An 18,769-nucleotide genomic window follows, 5' to 3' on the forward strand; every position below is an offset into this window, starting at 1 on the left:
AGCCGTTGCCGTGCAGCGCCGGACGCGAGGGCCTTGGGCCCTTGCTTTCGCGCGGTTGAGACGCAACAGGGCCGCCATGGCGTCCCTGGCCATCGTCGTCGTCATCGTCCTTTCCTGTCTCAGCGCGCCGCTTTATGCGCGCTGGGCGGGCGTGGATCCGTTCACATCGACGCTCGATGCCGTCATCCATGTCGATGGCGTCGAGGTCCCGGTGATGGAGGCCTCCACGGAAGGTCTCGGCCTCGGCTACACGCCGATCGGCCCGACCTGGGAGCTCGGCAATTATTTCCTCGGCGCGGACAACCAGGGCCGGGACGTCATGGCGCGCCTGCTCTATGGCGGCCTGAGCTCGCTGATGATCGCGGCCGCCGCCACGGTCTTCACGCTGATCGTCGGAACGACGGCCGGTCTCGTCGCCGGCTATTTCGGCGGCGTCACGGATACGATCCTGTCGCGGCTGCTCGATATCCTCTGGGCCTTCCCGATCTATCTCCTGGCGATCTCGCTATCCATCGTCACCATCACCGCCGGCATTTCCATCGGGCCGGTTACCATTGAGTCCGGCAGTCTTTGGCTGCCCGTCATCATCATCGGCATCGTCTACGTGCCCTATGTGGCGCGGCCCATTCGCGGCCAGGTGCTGTCGCTGCGCAACAGCGAATTCGTGCTGGCCGCGATCAATCTCGGCGTGCCCGGCTGGCGCATTCTCTGGCGCGATATCCAGCCGAACATCACGACGACGCTCATCGTCTTCGTGCCGCTGATGATGGCGCTGAACATGCTGACGGAATCGGCCCTGTCCTTCCTGTCGATCGGCGTTCAGCCGCCGGCCGCAAGCTGGGGCACGATCATCCAGGACGGCCAGGCGCTGCTCTACACCCGCCCGCTCGTGGCACTGGCGCCCGGCATTGCCATTGCGCTGGCCGTGATGGCGCTCAACGTCTTCGGCGACGGTCTGCGCGATGCGCTCGACCCGCGCTCGAAGGTTCAACTGGGGCGCACCTGATGATCTACGCCATCCTGCGCCGCTTCTGTCAGATGCTGTTCGTGATGTTCGGCATTTCCGTCATCGTCTTCCTGATCTTCTTCGCCACGCCCGGTTCCGATCCCGCCGCGCGCATCGCCGGCCGCAATGCCTCGCCCGAGGTACTGGAGGCCGTGCGCCACTCCTTCGGCTTCGACCGGCCGCTCTATGTCCAGTACGGCCTGATGATGCAGAAGATCTTCGTCACCGGCGATCTCACCTCCTTCGTCAATCGCGGCTGGAAGGTCGTGCCCGCCGTGCTCGACGCTATCCCGGTCACGCTGTCACTGGTCTTCGGCGCGGCGATTCTTTGGGTCGTGGTCTCCGTGATCATCGGCATCGTGGCGGCCGCTACGCGCGACAGCTGGCTGGACAAGCTCCTGATGGCGCTCGGCCTTATCGGCATCTCCATGCCGGTCTACTGGCTCGGCGAGGTGATGAACCTCATCACCCAGAGCCGCTATCACGATACCTGGCTGTTTTCCTGGGTGCCGCCGCTCGGCTACAAGCCGCTGATGAGCGATCCGAAGGGCTGGTTCCTGACGCTGGTCATTCCTTGGATCACGCTCGCCGTGCTCTATATCGGCATCTACGGCCGGGTGCTGCGTGCAGCGATCATCGAATCCATGCAGGAGGACTTCATCCGCACCGCGCGGGCGAAGGGTCTCTCGGAGACGCGCATTCTGCTGCGCCATGCGCTGCGCACCTCGCTGATCGCCTTCGTCACCCTGTTCGGCCTGGATTTCGGCGCGCTCGTCGGCGGTTCGGCCCTGCTGACCGAGGTGGTCTTCGGCCTCAACGGCATCGGCAAGCTCACCTATGACGCGATGCAGAACCTCGATCTGCCGATGATCATGGCGACGGTGATGTATGCCTCGATGTTCGTGGTCATCGCCAATGCGGTGGTCGATTTCGTCTATATCCTTCTCGATCCCCGCGTGAGGACGTCATGATGCTCTCCGTGCGCGACCTCAAGGTCTCGTTCCGCACCGAAGACGGCCTCGTGCGGGCCATCGACGGCGTCTCCTTCGATCTCGAAGAGGGCGAAATCCTCGGCGTCGTCGGCGAATCCGGCTCCGGCAAGACCGTCTCGCTGCTCGCGGTCATGGGATTGATCACCGATCCCAACGCGGCGATCGAAGGCTCGATCCGCTACAAGGGCCGCGAACTGATCGGCCTGCCGGCGAAGGAGCTGCGCCGCCTGCGCGGCAACGAGATCGCCATGATCTTCCAGGACCCGATGACGGCGCTGACGCCGGTCTATACGATCGGCTGGCAGATTGCCGAGCAGATCCGCGCCCACCAGAACATCAGCAAGGCGAAGGCGCTGGACCGGGTGGAGGAACTGCTTGCGGAGGTGAACTTCCCCAATCCGCGCGAGGCGATGTCGCGTTATCCGCACCAGCTGTCCGGCGGCATGCGGCAGCGCGCCGTCATCGCCATGGCGCTCTCCTGCAACCCGGCGCTGCTCGTTGCCGACGAGCCGACGACGGCGCTCGACGTCACCGTGCAGGCCGGCATTCTCGATCTCGTGCGCAAGCTGCGCACCACCTATAATTCGGCGGTCGTCTTCATCACGCATGACATGGGCGTGGTGTCCGAACTCGCTGACCGGGTGATGGTTATGTATGCCGGGCGCGTGGTGGAGCGCGGCAGCCGGGCCGCGTTGTTTTCCGATCCGCGCCATCCCTATACCCGCGCATTGCTCGGCTCTATCCCCCCGTTGACTGGCGAGAAACCGCGTCGCCTGCCGGCCATTCCCGGCTCGCCCCCCTCGCTGCTGCGCCTGCCGCAGGGCTGCGCCTTCGGACCGCGCTGTCCCGTGCGTTTCGACGCCTGCGCGGCCGAAAAACCCGCCCTTGGGGATGGCCTCCACGCCGCCGCCTGCCTTCGGGAGGTGCAAGCATGAGCGACATGATGACGACGACAGAAGGCCCCATCCTCGAAACCCGCGCGCTGATGAAGCGTTTTTCGATCGGCACGCGTTTCTCGGCGGAGGGACGGCGGACCGTGCATGCCGTCGACAATGTCTCGCTGAAGGTGCGGCGTGGCGAAACGCTCGGGCTCGTCGGTGAATCCGGCTGCGGAAAGTCGACGCTCGCCCGCTGCCTCGTCCGGCTCTACGACATTACCGGCGGCCAGCTGTTCTTCGAGGGCGATGACATTACCGGCAAATCGCTGCGGGAGATGCGGCCGCTCCGCCGCCGTCTCCAGATGGTGTTCCAGGACCCTTCGGCCTCGCTCAATCCGCGCCGCCGCGTCGGCGATCTGGTCGCCGAACCGCTGCGCATCCACACCAAGCTCTCGTCTGCCGAGATCGACAGGCGCGTCGCCGAACTCTTCGACATCGTCGGCCTCCTGCCGGATCATGTTAAACGCTATCCGCATGAATTCTCCGGCGGCCAGCGCCAGCGCGTCGGCATCGCGCGCGCCATCGCCCTCAATCCGGACCTCGTGGTGCTGGACGAGCCGGTCTCGGCCCTCGACGTGTCGGTGCAGGCGCAGATCGTCAACCTGCTTGCCGATCTCCAGGAAAAGCTCGGTCTCACCTATATTTTCATCGCCCATGACCTGTCGGTGGTGCGGCAGGTCTCGACGCGCATTGCGGTGATGTATCTGGGCTCGGTGGTCGAGGAAGGTCCGGCGGAAGCGGTGTTCTCCGCGCCGGCCCATCCCTATAGCCAGGCGCTGATCTCGGCCGTGCCGGTGGTGGAAACGACGCCGGGCGGATCGCGCAAGCGCATCCTGCTGACCGGCGACGTGCCGAGCCCGCTCAACCCGCCCTCCGGCTGCCGCTTCCACCCGCGCTGTCCGATTGCCCAGGATCGCTGCCGCACCGAGCGCCCCGAGCCGCAATCCTTTGGCGTGGGTCGCAAGGTCGCCTGCCATTTCCCGACGCTATAGACGGCGGCTTTCGGGACAAGGACGTAAAAGGGAGCACGCGAACGGCTCCCTTTTTTCGTAGAGGGCACCCCTTAATCCGGGAGTATTTTTCTCTTCCCGATACGATCTTTCTCCCTGTCGCTTTTGAAGCTCCAGATTGCTTTTCGCGCCACGACATCGTGCTTGCACGGGCATAGGGCCGTGCGCTCTCTGCAGGTTCACAACCATCGCCTTGACAGCATTCCATGCGCCCTCATATATAAACGAAGAATTCACATAGAAATTGCGCGAAGCTTTCAGGTTTGGCGCGGGGGGAGAAAATGGACGACAACGGACTGTTGGCCGGCCTAACTGTCATCGATATGAGCCAGTTTCTGTCGGGGCCCTATTGCTCGCTGCGGCTGCTCGATCTTGGCGCCCGCGTCATCAAGATCGAGCGGCCCGACGGCGGCGATCTTTCGCGGCGGCTCTATCTCAGCGATACCGAGGTGGGTGGGGATTCGACCCTGTTCCACGCCATCAACCGCGGCAAGGAAAGCCTAGGCATCGATCTGAAGAATGCCGATGATCTGGCTTTCCTGCGCAAGCTGATCGGTGAGGCCGATGTTGTCATCCAGAATTTCCGGCCCGGCGTCATCGAGCGGCTCGGCTTGGATTACGACGCGGTGAAAGCGATCAATCCGGCCATTGTCTATGCCTCGATCAGCGGTTATGGCGAGGAGGGGCCCTGGGTCATGCGGCCGGGGCAGGATCTTCTGGCGCAGGCGCGCTCGGGGTTAATGTGGCTGAACGGCGACGAGCAGCAGGGGCCGGTGCCCTTCGGTCTGGCGGTTGCCGACATGCTGGCCGGCGCCAATACCTGCCAGGGCATTCTCGCGGCGCTGGTGCGCCGGGGCATTTCCGGCAGGGGCGCGCATATCCAGACCAGCCTGCTGGAAAGCCTCGTCGATTTCCAGTTCGAGGTGCTGACCACCCATCTGAACGACGGTGGCCGCAAACCGAAACGCTCCGGCTTCCGCAGCGCGCATGCCTATCTGTCCGCGCCTTACGGGGTCTATCCGGCCAAGGACGGTTATCTCGCGATCGCCATGACGCCGCTCGGCCGCTTGCAGGACCTGCTGGATCTCGAAGCGCTCGCGGTCTATCGCGACGACGCCAAGGCCTGGTTTACCGAACGCGATACGATCAAGCAGATCATTGCGGCGCGCATCGCCACGGAGACGGTCGACCATTGGCTGTCCATCCTCGAGCCTGCTGATATCTGGTGCTCGAAGGTGCTGGAATGGCCGGAGCTTTTGACGAGCGAAGGCTTCCAGATCCTCGACATGCTGCAGACCGTGACGCGCGAGGACGATGTCGCCATCGGCACGACGCGCTGCCCCATCCGTGTCGATGGCGCGCGGCCGTCCGGTGGCCGGGCTGCGCCGCGTATCGGCGAACACACAGCGCGCATTCGAGAGGAATTCGCATGAGCGCGATCACCCTGAAAGGCATGACGTGGAGCCATCCGCGCGGGTACGATCCGATGGTGGCCTGCTCCGCGGATTGGCTGAAGCGGACCGGCGTGCGCATCGAATGGGACAAGCGTTCGCTGCAGGATTTCGAGAGTTTTCCCGTCGAGGAGCTTGCCCGCCGCTATGATCTCATCGTGATCGACCATCCGCATGTCGGCCAGATCACGGCGGAGAATTGCCTTGCGCCGCTCGATATGCCCGGCCGGGAGGCGGAATTTGCGGCCCTTGCGGCCGGAAGCGTCGGGGCCTCCTTCCCGAGCTACAACTGGCAGGGCGCGCAATGGGGCTTTCCGATCGATGCCGCCACGCAGGTGCTGGCCTATCGACCCGACCGGCTGAATGCCGCGCCCCGGACCTGGGGTGAGGTGCTCGACCTGGCGAAGGACGGGGAGGTGTTGCTGACGCTGCGCCCGCCGCATTCGCTGATGTCTCTCTTCTCGCTTTGCGGCAATCTCGGCCGGCCGTGTTCGGTCGAGAAGGATCGAGCCTTCGCCGATGCGGAGATCGGCATTCAGGCACTTGAGATGATCCGGGAGCTGGCAGCACTGGTCGATCGCGCCTGCCTCGGCATGGATCCCATCGCGGCGCTCGACCGGATGGGCGAGGCGGGCTCGCCCTACACCGCCTCACCGCTGATCTACGGCTATGTCAGCTATTCGCTGGATGGATTTCGCGCGAACCGCATCGCCTTTTCGGATATGCCCGTGGCAGGCGGGGCAGGGCCGTCAGGCTCGGCGCTCGGCGGCACGGGCATTGTCGTTTCGGCCTTCTCCGAAAACCGCGCGGCGGCCATCGACTTCGCCTACTGGATCGCAAGCGGGCCGGTGCAGGCTGACCGCTACTGGCGTTCGGGCGGCCAGTGCGGCCACGCTGCGGGCTGGGAGGACGACGGGGCGAATGCCGCCACGCTTGGCTTTTACCGGCAGACGCGCAAGACGCTGGAAGGCGGCTGGCTGCGGCCGCGCCACGATGGCTACATGCCGTTCCAGGCCGCGGCGTCAGAGCGCATCAATCAGGCTGTGACCAGCAACGAGCCGGCGGCCAAGGCGATTGCCGACCTGAATGATCTCTTCGTGAAGAGTTTCCCGTAGGCTTACAGCGCCTCAATCCTCGGCCGAAAAGCCGGCGCCCGCCATGTCCGACAGCGTCTTGGTCGCCTCCATGAGGAGTTGGATCGACGTCGAGATATCGGGCGCCGCCGGCGCATTGATCAGCGTGATATAGGGCACGGTGAGGGCCGCAATCGCGGTGCCGTCGGCGCCGAGCACGGGGGCCGAAAGGTTGATGACGCCGGCCGTCTGGGCGCTCGGCATCATCTCGTAGCCGCGTGAGCGGATGAGGTCGAGGCGCGCCAGGAATTCCGGCGTCGCACGCCCGTCCTCGCCGCCGCTGCCGACATTTTCGGCGATCATGCGCATGCGCTCCTGCGGCGAGCGGAAGGCGAGCAGGGCATGGCCGGAGCCGGTCTCGAACAGGCTGATGCGCGAGCCGACGCGGATGGAAATGCCCCAATAGCCGGGCGCTTCCTGCTGGGCGATGACGACGGGATTGCCGCGGTCGAACACGACGAGCTGGTTGGCCTGCCGCGAGGTCTCGGCAAGCTCGCGCATCAGGGGAACGGCGAAGGAGACGAGGCGCCGCACCGGGGCATGGAGCTGCGCGAGGCCGAAGAGTTTCAGCGTCAGCGAAAATCGGTCGCCGTCGATGCGCGTGACATAGCCGCGTTTCACCAGCCGATCGAGCATCCGGTAGAATTCGTTAGGGCTGCGATCAAGCCGCTTGGCGATCTCCGCCTGGGTCAATCCGCCATCCACGGCAGCAAGGAGTTCGAGGATATCCAGGCCCTTGTCGAGCGCCGGCGCCCTGTAGCGATCATTTTCGTCTTCTGACACGCGGCATCCCCTGTGAATAAGCAATTTCATATACGCACAAACCAGTCATGACAATCGGCCGTTTTCAGTTATCGCTTGACGACAAGTGAATAAATGGTTTGTATATGAATGAAGCTCTTATTGGTAAGGGCTGGCGAAAAGCCAATGGGAGGAGAGAATGACGAGATTTCTAGCCGGCGTTGCCGCCGGTGCCGTGATCTGCGCCTGGGCGGGTGCCGCGCTTGCTGCCGATCTGCCGGGTAAGTTTGAAGGTGTCACCGTCGATGCGAAGCTCATCGGCGGTCAGCAGTATGAGGCGCTCTATGCGCGCATCGCCGAATGGGAAAAGGCGACCGGCGCGAAGGTGAACGTTCTCTCGAAGAAGAACCATTTCGAGCTGGACAAGGAGATCAAGTCGGACATCGCGACCGGCAACATCACCTGGTGCGTCGGCTCGAACCATTCGTCCTTCGCCCCGCAGTACCCGGATATCTACACCGACCTGAACGCGCTCCTGCCGAAGGAAGAGATCGACGCTTTCGTGCCGGCCAACATCGCCTCCTCGACGCTCGGCGGCAAGCTGGTCATGCTGCCGCGCGCGCAGTTCGACGTGTCCGCGCTCTACTACCAGAAGAGCCTCTATCAGGACGATGCCAAGAAGGCGGCGTTCAAGGAAAAGTACGGCTACGACCTTGCGCCGCCGGATACCTGGCAGCAGGTCACCGACCAGGCGATCTTCTTCTCCAGCCCGCCGGATTTCTACGGCACGCAATATGCCGGCAAGGAAGAGGCGATCAACGGCCGCTTCTATGAGATGCTGGTCGCCGAAGGCGGCGAATATCTCGACGCCGACGGCAAGCCGGCCTTCAATTCGGAAGCCGGCGTGCGCGCACTCGACTGGTTCGTGAACCTCTACAAGGCCAAGGCCGTACCGGCCGGCACGACCAACTATCTCTGGGACGATCTCGGCCAGGGCTTTGCCTCCGGCACCATCGCGGTCAATCTCGACTGGCCTGGCTGGGCGAGCTTTTTCAACGACCCGAAGTCGTCCAAGGTTGCCGGCAATGTCGGCGTGAAGGTGCAGCCGGCTGGCTCTTCCGGCAAGCGCACCGGCTGGTCCGGCCATCACGGCTTCTCGGTCACGGAAAGCTGCGCCAACAAGGAAGCGGCCGCCTCGCTCGTCTGGTTCCTCACCAACGAGGACAGCCAGAAGCTGGAATCCGCCGCCGGCCCGCTGCCGACGCGCACGGCCGTCTGGGAATACAACATCAAGCAGGCTGAGAGCGATCCCTATCGCAAGGAAGTGCTGAGCGCCTTCCAGGAGGCCGCAAAACACGCCTTCGCGGTGCCGCAGACGGCGTCGTGGATCGAAATCTCCAACGCCGTCTATCCGGAGCTTCAGGCCGCCATCCTCGGCGACAAGACCTCCAAGGAAGCGCTGGATACCGCCGCCGCCAAGGCGACGCAGATCCTCGAAGACGCCGGATCGCTCTGAGCCTATCCTGTGGCGCCGCTTTGCGGCGCCACTTGCCACCCCTCGTGACATTTCGGAAAACGAGAGAACGCCGCCAGTTTCGGCAGGCGGGTTTTCCTTGCATTCGTGAAGACAGGAGAAGCCGATATGAAAGGCTGGAGGCCACCGGCACCGTTTCTGCTTCTGCTGCCCGCCGTTCTGGTGCTCGCAGCCGTCGTCATCATTCCGCTGATCCTGTCGCTCTATTCGAGCTTCACGCCCTTCCGGCTGACGCAGCCGGCGTCGCTCTTCACGCTGATCGGCTTTCGCAACTATGTGCGCATCCTGACGGATATCGAGTTCTGGACGGCCTTCGGCCGCACCGTGCTGCTGCTCACCGTCGCGCTCAATCTCGAGATGCTGCTCGGGCTTGGCCTTGCCATGCTCGTGGAGAAGGCGACGCGCGGCCAGCGGCTGCTGCGCACCATCATGATGTTCCCGATGATGTTCTCGCCGATCCTCGTCGGCTTCCAGTTCAAGTTCATGTTCAACGACAATATCGGTCTCGTGAACAACGCGCTGCAGTCCCTCGGCCTGACGGATCAGGCGATCCCGTGGCTGATCGATGGGTCGCTCGCCTTCTTCGCGATCCTCGTCGCCGAAATCTGGTCGTCCACCTCGGTCTTCGCCATCCTCATTCTGGCCGGCCTGCTCGCCATGCCGAAGGAGCCGATCGAGGCGGCGCGCGTCGATGGCTGCACGCCCTGGCAGACGTTCCGCTACGTCACCTGGCCCTTCATCATGCCCTTCGCCTATATCGCCATGACGATCCGCTCGCTCGACGTCGCCCGCGCCTATGACATCGTCAAGATCATGACGGATGGCGGGCCGGCCAAGCGCACGGAGCTGCTCTGGACGCTCATCTCGCGCACCGCCTATGCCGATGCCCGCATGGGTCTCGCCAATGCCATGGCCTATGTCGCGATCCTGCTGTCCATCCTCTTCACCGTCTATTTCTTCCGCAAGCTTTCGGCCGCGCGGACACAGATCGCAGCCGAATGGTAGGAGGAGTGGTCAGATGAACGAGAACGCAAAAGCCCGTTTCAACGGCTTCCTCCTCTCCGCCGCCCACAAGATCGGCCTCTTCCTGGCGATGGCGGTCATCTGCCTGCCGGGCCTGTGGATCGTGCTCGCCTCCTTCCGCCCGACGGTCGAGATCATGGCGAAGCCGCCGGTCTGGATCCCGCAGGACCTGTCCTTCGATGCCTATGTCGCGATGTTTTCCGGTGTCGGGCAGGGCGGCATCCCGATCATCGAATATTTCCGCAATTCGCTGATCATCTCCGTCACCTCGACGGCGATCGCGCTCGCCATCGGCATGGCCGGCGGCTATGCGTTCGCACGCTTCCGCTTCAAGGCGAAGTCGTCGATCTTCCTTGGCCTGATGCTGACGCGCACCGTGCCCGGTATCGCGCTGTCACTCCCGCTGTTCTTCGTCTATTCGAAGCTCGGCATCATCGACACGCATTTCGGCCTGATCACCGCCTATGTCGCGCTCAACGTGCCCTTCACCATCTGGCTGATCGACGGCTTCTTCCGCCAGGTGCCGAAGGATTTGGCCGAGGCCGCGCAGATCGACGGCTGCACGCGCTGGCAGGCCTTCTGGCAGGTGGAGTTTCCGCTCGCCGGCCCCGGCATCGCATCCGCCGGCATCTTCGCCTTCCTCACCGCGTGGAACGAGTTCGCGCTCGCCTCGCAGCTCACCCGTTCCGTTACCTCCAAGACCCTGCCAGTCGGCCTGCTCGACTACACCTCGGAATTCACCATCGACTGGCGCGGCATGTGCGCGCTGGCGGTGATCATGATCATTCCGGCCCTCGTCCTGACCTTCATCGTGCAGAAGCATCTCGTTTCCGGCCTCACCTCCGGCGCAGTCAAAGGATAATCCATGGCAACCGTTTCCCTTGAAAAGCTGGTGAAGCGCTACGGCTCGCTCGAAGTGGTGCACGGCATCGATCTCGAAGTCGCGGACCGCGAATTCATCGCGCTGGTCGGCCCTTCCGGCTGCGGCAAGTCGACGACGCTGCGCATGATCGCCGGCCTCGAGCCGGTCTCCGACGGCAACATCAAGATCGGCGGCCGCGTGGTCAACGATCTGCCGCCGCGCGCCCGCAACCTCGCCATGGTCTTCCAGTCCTACGCGCTCTATCCGCATATGACCGTGCGCGAGAATATGGGCTTCTCGCTGAAGATTGCCGGCCAGAAGCCGGAGGATATCGCCCCCCAGGTGGAAGAGGCGGCCAAAACGCTCGATCTCACGCACCTGCTCGACCGCCGTCCCTCGCAGCTTTCCGGCGGCCAGCGCCAGCGCGTCGCCATGGGCCGCGCCATCGTGCGCAATCCGGATGTCTTCCTGTTCGACGAGCCGTTGTCGAACCTCGATGCAAAATTGCGCACCCAGATGCGCGTCGAGATCAAGAAGCTGCATGCCAAGGTGCAGTCGACGGTCATCTACGTCACGCACGACCAGGTGGAGGCGATGACGCTCGCCGACCGCATCGTCATCATGCGCGACGGCTATATCGAGCAGGTCGGCACGCCGGAGGATGTCTTCCAGCGGCCCAAGTCGAAATTCGTCGCCGGCTTCATCGGTTCGCCGCCGATGAACCTCAAGGATGCGGAGGTCGCGGATGGCCATGTGGTTTTCGCCAATGGCGACCGCCTGCCGCTACCGGCCCGCTTCAGGGACCGCGTCACAGCAGGCCAGAAGGTGACCTTCGGCCTGCGTCCGGACGATCTCTACCCCGCCGGCCACGGCATTCATTCAGGCGAAGATGCCGATGTGCACAAGCAGGACCTGCGCGTCATCCTGACGGAACCGCTCGGGAATGAAACGCTTGTTTTCTCCGATTTTGCCGGCGCCGAATGGGTCGGCCGCATGCTGAACCCGCGGCGGCTTTCGCCGGGCGAGGCGCTGCCCTTCTGCTTCGACCTGTCCCAGGCCCATCTCTTCGACCGCGAAAGCGGCCGCACGCTGAGAGGCTGACATGGCAAAGATCGAACGCGTCGAGCTGAAAATGGTCGACCTTCGTCCGAAGGTCGAGCGCACCGATGCCATCCAGAGCTTCGTTTCGCAGGAAACGCCGCTCGTTACCATCACCGACAGCGACGGCGCTGTCGGCACCGGCTACAGCTACACGATCGGCACCGGCGGCTCCTCCGTGATGCGGCTGCTTGCCGACCATCTCGTGCCCCGTATCATCGGCCGCGACGCGGATCGGATCGAGGCGATCTGGCACGAGCTGGAATTCGCCACCCACGCCACGACGATCGGCGCGATCACCGCGATCGCGCTCGCCGCCATCGACACCGCGCTCTGGGATTTGCGCGCGCGAAAGCAGAACCTGCCGCTCTGGAAGCTTGCCGGCGGTGCGAAGGATCGCTGCCCGCTCTATACGACCGAGGGTGGCTGGCTGCATATTCCTGTCGAAGCGCTTGTCGAGGACGCGCTGGACGCCAAATCGAGGGGTTTTACCGGCTCGAAGGTAAAGATAGGCAAGCCGCATGGTTCCGAGGATGTTGCGCGCCTTTCGGCCGTCCGCAAGGCGGTCGGCGATGGCTATGAGATCATGACCGACGCCAATCAGGGCTTTTCGGTCGACGAGGCGATCCGCCGGGCGGAGCGCCTGCGCGATCTTGATCTCGGCTGGATCGAAGAGCCGCTGCCGGCCGATGACATCGGCGGCCATGTGCGCCTCAACCAGTCCACATCGACGCCGATTGCCATTGGTGAATCTCTCTATTCGATCCGCCATTTCCGCGAATATATGCAGAAGGGCGCCTGCTCCATCGTGCAGGTCGATGCCGGCCGCATCGGCGGTATCACGCCCTGGCTGAAGGTGGCGCACGCGGCGGAGGCCTTCGGCATGCCGGTCTGCCCGCATTTCCTGATGGAGCTGCATGTCAGCCTGACCTGCGCGGTGCAGAACGGCAAATATGTCGAATACATCCCGCAACTCGACGATATCACCACCTCGCGCCTGAAGATCGAGAACGGCATGGCGCTCGCGCCGACGGTGCCGGGCCTCGGCATCGATTGGGACTGGGACGCCATCCGCGCCCGCTCGATTGGCGAATTCGAGCGTGAAATCCGCAAGGGAGCCTGAGGCATGCAACGCATCGGCATGGTGATCGGCGTCAAGCCGGAGAAGATCGAGGACTACAAGCGCCTGCACGCCGCCGTCTGGCCGGAGGTGCTGGCGCGGATTTCAGCCTGCAACATCAGGAATTATTCGATCTTCCTGAAGGAGCCGGAAAACCTGCTTTTCTCCTTCTTCGAATATCACGGCACCGATTATGCCGGCGACATGGCGAAGATGGCCGCAGACCCGAAGACGCAGGAATGGTGGGCCGTCTGCATGCCCTGCCAGACGCCGCTCGACACCCGCAAGGAAGGCGAGTGGTGGGCGAACATGGAAGAGGTGTTCTTTCATGCCTGATTTTGATCCGACATCGCTGGCTCAGTCCTGGCCGCTCCCGTCAAATCCCCGCCCGATCGTCACCTTCGGTGCCGGTTCGATCGTCGGCGATGCGCATTATCCGGCCTATCGCAAGGGCGGTTTTCCGATTGCCGGGGTCTATGACCCCGATCACGACAAGGCCAAGGCGCTGGCCGAAAAATGGGAGGTCGCAGCCTACCGCTCGGTTGAGGAAGCGGCCTCCGTTGAAGGCGCGATCTTTGATCTCGCCACGCCGCCGGCGGTCCATGCGAAAGTGCTGGCCGCCCTGCCGGATGGTGCGGCGGCGCTGATCCAGAAGCCAATGGGTTCGGATCTTGCAGCGGCGACGGAAATCCTGCGCATCTGCCGCGACAAGAAACTCAAGGCGGCCGTCAATTTCCAGCTCCGCTTCGCGCCGATGCTGCTGGCATTGAAGGATGCGATCGCCAAGGGCCTGCTCGGCGAAGTCGTCGATTTTGACGTCTATCTGGCGCTCGATACGCCGTGGGAACTCTGGTCCTTCCTCGAAGGCCTGCCGCGCATCGAGATCGCCATGCATTCGATCCACTATCTCGACGCCATCCGCCAGATCCTGGGCGATCCGCAAGGCGTGCACGCCAAGTCGATCGGCCATCCGAACCACAAGATGGCGCAGACGCGCACCACCGCGATCCTCGATTACGGCGACCGGGTCCGCTGCGCGCTGTCGATCAACCATGACCACAAATTCGGCCGCCGGCATCAGGCTTGCGAGTTTCGCGTTTCGGGCACCGAGGGTGCGGCCTATCTCCAGCTCGGCGTCAATCTCGACTATCCGCGCGGCGAGCCGGATATTCTGGAAATCTATCCGAAGGGCGGCGATGGCTGGGTGCCGGTGCCGCTTCAGGGTACCTGGTTCCCCGATGCCTTTGTCGGCCGCATGGCCAATCTCCAGCGCTTCGTTGCCGGCGAAGACGCCGAGCTCATCTCCTCGGTCGAGGATGCCTGGATGACCATGGCGCTCGTCGAGGCCGCCTATGCCTCCAGTGCTGCCCCCGCCACACCGCTTGCCGTGCGACCCTGAACAGGAACAGCAGATGGAACAGGTCAAATATTTTGAAGACTACGAGATCGGCGAGGGGCGCATGACGAGCGGGCGCACGATCACCGAGACGGATTTCGTCGTGCATGCCGGCCATACCGGTGATTTCTTCCCGCATCACATGGATGCCGAGTTCATGAAGACGCAGCCCTTCGGCCAGCGTATCGCGCACGGCACCATGGTGTTCTCCATCGGCGTCGGCCTGACGGCGAGCGTCATCAATCCGGTCGCCTTTTCCTACGGCTATGACAGGATGCGTTTTGTCAGGCCCGTCTTCATCGGCGATACGATTCACACCCGCGTGACGATATCGGCCAAGGAGGACGATCCGAAACGCGCCGGCTCCGGCCGCGTCATCGAACGCACCGAGGTCATCAACCAGAAGGGCGAGGTCGTCCTCGCCGCCGACCATATCTACGTCGTCGAGCGCCGCCCGAGTGCCTGACGCCTCACGCAAGGAGCAACCATGAGCCTTTCCCTCGAAAACAAGCGTGTCCTCCTCACCGCCGCCGGCCAGGGGATCGGCCGGGCGAGCGCGCTGGCCTTCGCGCGTGCCGGTGCCAAGGTCATTGCGACCGATATCAATGCCGAAGCGCTGAAGAGCCTCGCAACCGAGGCCAATATCGAAACCTATGTGCTTGACGTGCTGGATGCAGAGGCCGTCAGCCGCGTGGTCTCCGCGACCGGACCATTTGACGTGCTGTTCAACTGCGCGGGCTTCGTGCATGCCGGCTCGATCCTCGACATGGCAGACAAGGATCTCGATTTCGCCTTCGATCTCAATGTCCGCGCCATGGTGCGCATGATCCGTGCCGTGCTGCCGGCGATGCTGGAAAGGAAGGACGGTGCCATCATCAACATGGCCTCCGTCGCCTCCAGCATGAAGGGCGTACCGAACCGCGCTGCCTATACGATCACCAAGGCGGCCGTCGTCGGCCTCACCAAGTCGGTCGCCGCCGACTATGTCGCCCAGGGCATCCGCTGCAACTGCATCTGCCCCGGCACGGTGGAAAGCCCCTCGCTGCAGGACCGCCTGCGCGCGCAGGGCGATTTCGAGGCCGCGCGTGCCGCCTTCATCGCCCGCCAGCCGATCGGCCGCATCGGCACGCCGGAGGAAATCGCCGATCTCGCCGTCTATCTCGCCGGCGCCACCTATACGACGGGCCAGGCCTACGCCATCGACGGCGGCTGGACCATCTGACCGATCAACGGCTGTCGGCATCGCGTCGATGGCCATCCGACCATTTCCAAGGGCCGCTTCCATGACCAAGATCACCAGCCTCCGCTCCATCGACCTGCGCTTTCCCACCTCGCAGAGCCTCGACGGCTCGGATGCCATGAACCCCGATCCGGATTATTCGGCCGCCTATGTCGTGCTCGGCACGGATGGAGCGGGGCTGGAAGGCCACGGCCTCACCTTCACCATCGGTCGCGGCAACGAGATTTGCTGCGCGGCGATCGATGCGATGAAGCATCTCGTCGTCGGCCTCGATCTCGACTGGGTGCGCGAAAATCCCGGCCGCTTCTGGCGTCATGTGACCAGCGACAGCCAGCTGCGCTGGATCGGCCCGGACAAGGGCGCGATGCATCTGGCGACAGGTGCGGTGGTCAATGCGGTCTGGGACCTGCTCGCCAAGCAGGCCGGAAAGCCGGTCTGGCGCCTCGTCGCCGAGATGAGCGCGGAAGAAATCCTCGACATTATCGACTTCCGCTACCTCACCGACGCGCTGACGCCGGAGGAGGCGCTGGCCATCCTCAAGAAGGCCGAAGCGGGTAAGGCGGAGCGCATCGCAACACTCGAGAGCGAAGGCTACGCCTGCTACACGACGTCGGCCGGCTGGCTCGGTTATGACGACGAGAAGCTGCGCCGTCTCTGCCAGGAGGCGGTCGATCAGGGCTTCACCCATATCAAGATGAAGGTCGGCCGCGACCTTGAGGACGACAAGCGGCGCCTGCGCATCGCCCGCGAAGTGATCGGCGACGAGCGCACCATGATGATCGACGCCAACCAGATCTGGGAGGTCGGTCAGGCGATCGACTGGGTGAAGGAGTTGCAGCCCTACAAGCCGTTCTTCATCGAGGAGCCGACGAGCCCCGACGATATCGCCGGCCACAAGGCGATCCGCGACGCGATCCATCCCGTGAAGGTGGCGACCGGCGAAATGTGCCAGAACCGCATCGTCTTCAAGCAGATGATCGCCGGTGGCGCGATCGACATCGTGCAGATCGATTCCTGCCGCATGGGTGGCCTGAACGAGGTGCTGGCCGTGTTGCTGATGGCCGCGAAATACGGCCTGCCGGTCTGGCCCCATGCCGGCGGCGTCGGGCTCTGCGAATATGTCCAGCATCTCTCGATGATCGACTATATCGCTGTGTCGGGCACCAAGGACGGACGGGTGATCGAATATGTCGACCATCTGCATGAACATTTCCTCGATCCCTGCCGCATCGAAAACGCCGCCTACATGCCGCCATCGCTGCCGGGCTTCTCCATCGAGATGAAGCCGGAGTCGATCGCGACCTATACGTTCCGGCCGTAAAGCGGTCGGCGCTCCCGGAAGAGGGAGCGCCCTCTCAGGTCGGGAACTGCCGGTAACATTCCTCGGCGATCTGCTGGAGCAGGTCGCGGGGAATGTCGCCGGTCACGGCGTAGCCGAGTGCGCCGTCGATCCAGTAGAAGGTTTCCACATTCTCCGCCGAGGCGAAGCGGAAGCTGGTTTCCCGGTTGTCCTCGTTGCGACCCACCAGAACGGTGATGCGCTGGCCAGTCTCGTTTTCGTACATGAACATCGCGCCCGGCTTGTCCGCGACTGGCAGCAGGCGGCCGCCGACGAGCTTGAAGCCGAGCGTTTGCAGGTTCGGCACCTTCATGTCGTCGATTGAGAGGCGTTTTCCAAGCCACGTTGCCAGATGCGCTTCCTGATCGGCGAAGACTTCGACGGGGTGGCGGACCTCGCTTGCATAGATCAGATAGGCATTGCGCGCCTCCTGCGGCAGCGCCTCTATCGCCGTCTGCGGCGTGGGTTTCCCGAAAATCTGCGGCCCGAAATGACCGGCGAGGCCGCCGAGCGAGAAGACCAGCACGGTAGCGGCCACCATGGCAAGGCGGTGCGGCGGGCTGGCGGTTTTCGCACCCGCGACGAGCTGGAGATCGGACGGCCGCGTGGTGGCATAACCGGCGAAGGCATTGCGCAGCCCGTCGTTCTGCGCCTGCCAGTCGGCGACCATGCGCGCCGCTTCCGGATGTTCGGCGAGATGGGCCTCCACGCGACTACGCGCGGCCTCGTCGAGCAGGCCGTCGGCATAGGCGTGCAGGTCGGCTTCGGCAACGGGATGCGTCTCGCTCATCTCGGGCTCCGCAACTGGATCACGTTTTCCTCCTGCAGCTTCTGCCGCAGCATCTGGCGGGCGCGCGACAGGCGCGACATGACGGTGCCGAGCGGGATGTCCATGATATCGGCGACCTCCTGATAGGAATGCCCTTCCACCGCCACCAGCATCAACACCGCCCGCGCATCTTTGGGAAGGTCTTCCAGTGCCCGCACCAGCCGGTTGCGCTCCAGCGGATCGGCCGCAAGCGTGTTCGACGCGACACCCTCCGCCTCCTCGATGCCGACGGAGGGACGGCGGGCGATGGCGCGGCGCGCGTTGAGGTGAAGGTTGGTCATGATGCGATAGGCCCAGGCGCGGATATTCGCGCCACGCCATTGCGCGCGGTTGACGAGCGCCTTCTCGACGCAATCCTGCAGCAGGTCCTCGCTCTCGGCATCCGAGCGCGTCAGGCTGCGCGAATAGCGCCGGAGCTGTGGCAGGAGCGCCAGGATCTGGGCGTCGAAGGACGGCGGCGGGGAGGTGATGCCCTCCCGCCTGCTTTTCTCGGGCTTCTGCGGCTGGTCAGGGCTTGGCGACATTCCAGACGCCGTTCATGCCGTCGCCGGTCGCATCGCCTTGCTTCTTGTCCTTGACCCAGTAGTAGAGCGGCATGCCATCCTTGGCCCATTGTTTGGCGCCATCCTTGCGGGTGACGAGCGAATATGCACCGTCCGCCTTCGCATCGGAAGCGGCAATGGCCGGCGGCCAGTTGGCGGCGCATTTGTCGTAGCAGTAGGATTCGCCCTTCTCGTCCTTCTTGAACGTATAGAGCGTCATGCCCTTGTCGCCGGCGAGAACCTCGCCCTTGTCGGTCTTGACCGTCTTGAAAGGTTCGGCGGCAAAAGCGCTGCCGGCAAAAGCGGCAACGGCGAATGGCAAAAGGATCAGCAACTTCATGGTCGTCTCCTATCGTTACGGCGACGTTTTCCGTGCCGCCGATGTCAAGACACCGATGCTCAGGGGATTATTCCATCGCCGCTGGAAAAATGCGGGGCAGGCGTCTTTATCTTTTCTTTATGCCGCCAGCCCGCCTTCCCAATCGAAACCTGACCCGCGCCGCGCCTAGTCTGTC

Annotated in this window: 21 protein-coding genes; 17 read left to right on the forward strand and 4 right to left on the reverse strand. The window is 63.8% G+C overall.

Features of this window, described 5'->3' with window-relative positions:
- The first annotated feature begins 10 nt into the window (after window positions 1-10).
- The 6 genes from AC27VQ_RS01545 to AC27VQ_RS01570 all read left to right on the forward strand — a co-directional run bounded on the left by AC27VQ_RS01545 (window position 11) and on the right by AC27VQ_RS01570 (window position 6,512).
- A complete protein-coding gene (locus tag AC27VQ_RS01545) occupies window positions 11-1,006 on the forward strand; it encodes an ABC transporter permease (protein WP_488715237.1) in 996 nt (331 codons plus the stop codon).
- Window positions 1,006-1,977 (forward strand): ABC transporter permease, encoded by a 972-nt coding sequence (locus AC27VQ_RS01550; protein WP_488714919.1) that lies wholly within the window; start codon window positions 1,006-1,008, stop codon window positions 1,975-1,977. The genes AC27VQ_RS01545 and AC27VQ_RS01550 overlap by 1 nt, the downstream gene beginning before the upstream one ends.
- Entirely contained in the window at window positions 1,974-2,933 is a 960-nt protein-coding gene (locus tag AC27VQ_RS01555) for an ABC transporter ATP-binding protein (RefSeq protein ID WP_488714920.1), read from the forward strand. Before AC27VQ_RS01550 ends, AC27VQ_RS01555 begins: the two co-directional genes overlap by 4 nt.
- A complete protein-coding gene (locus tag AC27VQ_RS01560) occupies window positions 2,930-3,928 on the forward strand; it encodes an ABC transporter ATP-binding protein (RefSeq protein ID WP_488714921.1) in 999 nt (332 codons plus the stop codon). The genes AC27VQ_RS01555 and AC27VQ_RS01560 overlap by 4 nt, the downstream gene beginning before the upstream one ends.
- A gap of 299 nt (window positions 3,929-4,227) precedes the next feature.
- Window positions 4,228-5,379 (forward strand): CaiB/BaiF CoA transferase family protein, encoded by a 1,152-nt coding sequence (locus AC27VQ_RS01565; protein WP_488714922.1) that lies wholly within the window; start codon window positions 4,228-4,230, stop codon window positions 5,377-5,379.
- The gene (locus AC27VQ_RS01570; protein ID WP_488714923.1) at window positions 5,376-6,512 is read left to right on the forward strand and encodes an ABC transporter substrate-binding protein; all 1,137 of its coding nucleotides are present in this window, start codon (window positions 5,376-5,378) and stop codon (window positions 6,510-6,512) included. Before AC27VQ_RS01565 ends, AC27VQ_RS01570 begins: the two co-directional genes overlap by 4 nt.
- Window positions 6,513-6,524: 12 nt before the next feature.
- Here AC27VQ_RS01570 and AC27VQ_RS01575 read toward each other — a convergent pair whose 3' ends face one another.
- Window positions 6,525-7,313 (reverse strand): IclR family transcriptional regulator, encoded by a 789-nt coding sequence (locus AC27VQ_RS01575; RefSeq protein WP_421592256.1) that lies wholly within the window; start codon window positions 7,311-7,313, stop codon window positions 6,525-6,527.
- A 157-nt stretch (window positions 7,314-7,470) separates the two neighbouring features.
- Between AC27VQ_RS01575 and AC27VQ_RS01580 the strand changes: the two genes are divergently transcribed.
- The 10 genes from AC27VQ_RS01580 to AC27VQ_RS01625 all read left to right on the forward strand — a co-directional run bounded on the left by AC27VQ_RS01580 (window position 7,471) and on the right by AC27VQ_RS01625 (window position 16,865).
- Window positions 7,471-8,787, forward strand: coding sequence for a type 2 periplasmic-binding domain-containing protein (locus tag AC27VQ_RS01580; RefSeq protein ID WP_488714924.1), 1,317 nt, complete (start codon window positions 7,471-7,473; stop codon window positions 8,785-8,787).
- Between the two features lie 126 nt (window positions 8,788-8,913).
- Window positions 8,914-9,810, forward strand: coding sequence for a carbohydrate ABC transporter permease (locus tag AC27VQ_RS01585; RefSeq protein WP_313523789.1), 897 nt, complete (start codon window positions 8,914-8,916; stop codon window positions 9,808-9,810).
- Between the two features lie 13 nt (window positions 9,811-9,823).
- Entirely contained in the window at window positions 9,824-10,690 is an 867-nt protein-coding gene (locus AC27VQ_RS01590) for a carbohydrate ABC transporter permease (RefSeq protein ID WP_313523787.1), read from the forward strand.
- 3 nt (window positions 10,691-10,693) lie between these two features.
- Window positions 10,694-11,791 (forward strand): ABC transporter ATP-binding protein, encoded by a 1,098-nt coding sequence (locus AC27VQ_RS01595; protein ID WP_421594510.1) that lies wholly within the window; start codon window positions 10,694-10,696, stop codon window positions 11,789-11,791.
- Window position 11,792: 1 nt separating this feature from the next.
- Window positions 11,793-12,911 (forward strand): mandelate racemase/muconate lactonizing enzyme family protein, encoded by a 1,119-nt coding sequence (locus AC27VQ_RS01600; RefSeq protein ID WP_488714925.1) that lies wholly within the window; start codon window positions 11,793-11,795, stop codon window positions 12,909-12,911.
- Between the two features lie 3 nt (window positions 12,912-12,914).
- Window positions 12,915-13,244, forward strand: a complete 330-nt coding sequence (locus tag AC27VQ_RS01605) for an L-rhamnose mutarotase (RefSeq protein WP_488714926.1) — start codon at window positions 12,915-12,917, stop codon at window positions 13,242-13,244.
- Window positions 13,237-14,307, forward strand: a complete 1,071-nt coding sequence (locus tag AC27VQ_RS01610; protein WP_488714927.1) for a Gfo/Idh/MocA family protein — start codon at window positions 13,237-13,239, stop codon at window positions 14,305-14,307. Before AC27VQ_RS01605 ends, AC27VQ_RS01610 begins: the two co-directional genes overlap by 8 nt.
- Window positions 14,308-14,320: 13 nt before the next feature.
- Window positions 14,321-14,770 carry a MaoC/PaaZ C-terminal domain-containing protein gene (locus tag AC27VQ_RS01615; protein WP_488714928.1) on the forward strand — a complete coding sequence of 150 codons (450 nt, stop codon included), beginning with the start codon at window positions 14,321-14,323 and terminating at the stop codon, window positions 14,768-14,770.
- 21 nt (window positions 14,771-14,791) lie between these two features.
- Window positions 14,792-15,526: an SDR family oxidoreductase gene (locus AC27VQ_RS01620; protein ID WP_488714929.1), complete on the forward strand. Its 735-nt coding sequence runs from the start codon at window positions 14,792-14,794 to the stop codon at window positions 15,524-15,526.
- A gap of 61 nt (window positions 15,527-15,587) precedes the next feature.
- Entirely contained in the window at window positions 15,588-16,865 is a 1,278-nt protein-coding gene (locus AC27VQ_RS01625) for an L-fuconate dehydratase (protein WP_488714930.1), read from the forward strand.
- A 34-nt stretch (window positions 16,866-16,899) separates the two neighbouring features.
- Here AC27VQ_RS01625 and AC27VQ_RS01630 read toward each other — a convergent pair whose 3' ends face one another.
- From AC27VQ_RS01630 to AC27VQ_RS01640, 3 genes are read right to left on the reverse strand one after another with little or no spacing between them, the layout of a single operon-like run.
- Window positions 16,900-17,673: an anti-sigma factor family protein gene (locus AC27VQ_RS01630; protein WP_313523764.1), complete on the reverse strand. Its 774-nt coding sequence runs from the start codon at window positions 17,671-17,673 to the stop codon at window positions 16,900-16,902.
- Window positions 17,670-18,236 carry an RNA polymerase sigma factor gene (locus AC27VQ_RS01635; RefSeq protein ID WP_488714931.1) on the reverse strand — a complete coding sequence of 189 codons (567 nt, stop codon included), beginning with the start codon at window positions 18,234-18,236 and terminating at the stop codon, window positions 17,670-17,672. The genes AC27VQ_RS01630 and AC27VQ_RS01635 overlap by 4 nt, the downstream gene beginning before the upstream one ends.
- On the reverse strand, window positions 18,220-18,594 hold the full coding sequence (locus AC27VQ_RS01640) for a COG4315 family predicted lipoprotein (protein WP_313523758.1): 375 nt from the start codon (window positions 18,592-18,594) through the stop codon (window positions 18,220-18,222). Before AC27VQ_RS01640 ends, AC27VQ_RS01635 begins: the two co-directional genes overlap by 17 nt.
- Here AC27VQ_RS01640 and AC27VQ_RS01645 point away from each other — a divergent pair.
- On the forward strand, window positions 18,593-18,763 hold the full coding sequence (locus tag AC27VQ_RS01645; RefSeq protein ID WP_488714932.1) for a hypothetical protein: 171 nt from the start codon (window positions 18,593-18,595) through the stop codon (window positions 18,761-18,763). The two genes, AC27VQ_RS01640 and AC27VQ_RS01645, sit on opposite strands and share 2 nt — an antisense overlap.
- The last annotated feature ends 6 nt before the right edge of the window (window positions 18,764-18,769 follow it).

The organism is Shinella sp. 20P9.1.1 (genome assembly GCF_057798995.1).